The organism is Micromonospora sp. NPDC047620 (assembly GCF_043205005.1).
Lineage (GTDB): Bacteria > Actinomycetota > Actinomycetes > Mycobacteriales > Micromonosporaceae > Micromonospora.
Genome location: NZ_JBIDDG010000143.1, coordinates 1 through 1,231, shown reverse-complemented (window position 1 = coordinate 1,231; position 1,231 = coordinate 1). Strand labels below are relative to the sequence as shown.

Annotated in this window: 1 protein-coding gene; it reads right to left on the bottom strand. The window is 65.2% G+C overall.

What is annotated here, in order from left to right; translation table 11 throughout:
* A partial coding sequence (locus ACGF5C_RS34805; RefSeq protein ID WP_393308675.1) for an NTF2-like N-terminal transpeptidase domain-containing protein occupies positions 1–1,077 on the bottom strand: 1,077 nt, incomplete at its 3' end.
* Between the last annotated feature and the right edge of the window lie 154 nt (positions 1,078–1,231).

Sequence of the window (1,231 nt, the reverse complement as noted above, 5' to 3'; positions counted from 1 at the left end):
CGCGCCCTGGGCGCTGGCGTAGTTGTTCTGGGCCGCCGCGACCACCGCACCCGTGGAGGGCTGTATCGCCACGATCGAGGCCGCCGTACCGACACTGACCACGGCGTCCTCGGCCGCACGCTGCAACTTCTGGTCCATCGTGGAGGCGATGTCCGGTCCCGGCGGACCCTGATATCCGGCCAGTTGGGTGACCATGCGGCCGTCGGGCTCGAACAGCTGCACACCCCAGCCGGCGTGCTGATCCCGGTTCTCCTGCCACACCTTCTGCAGCGCATCGGTCATGGGCGACCACACCCGGCGGTCGGCGACGATCAGCCTCGGCTGCTTCTCCATCACCACGCCCGGAATCGAGGCCATCCGAGGCTCGAGGATCGCGAAATCGTCCTCGCGCAGGCTCACCGCGGTGATCGGCTTGCCCTGCGCGCCAGCCAGCTGCTGCATCAGCGAGGCACCGGTGATCAGCGGCGCGACCGGCGCGATGGCATCGGCCAGGGCATTGGTGGTGCCGACCGGATCACCCGTCTTGGTGGGATCCACCTTGATGACGTTGATGGTCTGCTGGGTGAGCAACGGCCGGCCGTCGTTGTCGTTGACCTTCGGCGCCGGCGTCGCCTCGGTGCGGACGAGCTTCACCGACCGCTTGTAATCCAGTTGCGGCATGACGACGGTGGGGTCCCAGGAAATCCGCCAGCCGATAGCCAGCTTGCGGATATTGCCCTGCAGATCGTAGCTCCAGTCCTTACCCGGCCCGAAGTTCCAGGCGGCCTTCAGGTTGAACATCGCCGAATCGCCGTCGAGGCTGATGAACTGAACCAGCCTGTAATCGGGCTTACCGGGCTGGAGTCCGTCGAACATCGACTTCAGAGTGCTCTCGGCACCGGAGGGGTACGAGGTCAGTGCGGCGGCGCCGGCTGCATCGCGATCGTCCATTAGCTGGGTGAAATGCTCGACGACCGCTTCGGGTCCACTCGGCGTGCTGTGAAAATCGCACGACCCCATCACGATCGCTACGGCAGCAATTGCGGCCAGTGCCACTGCGCCCCGAACGCGAAAGCGGCGGGATCCCCACACATCCATGTCGCCCACTCTTCACTCTTGTCACTCCAGCAACAAGACCAACGGTACCCGAAGGAGTTGCCCGCGGTCCCACCTAGGCACCGACCGCATCTTCCATGCTCAGCGACCACAATAGTGCCCGATCACCGACATCCGTTGCAGCCGGTCGGCGAAA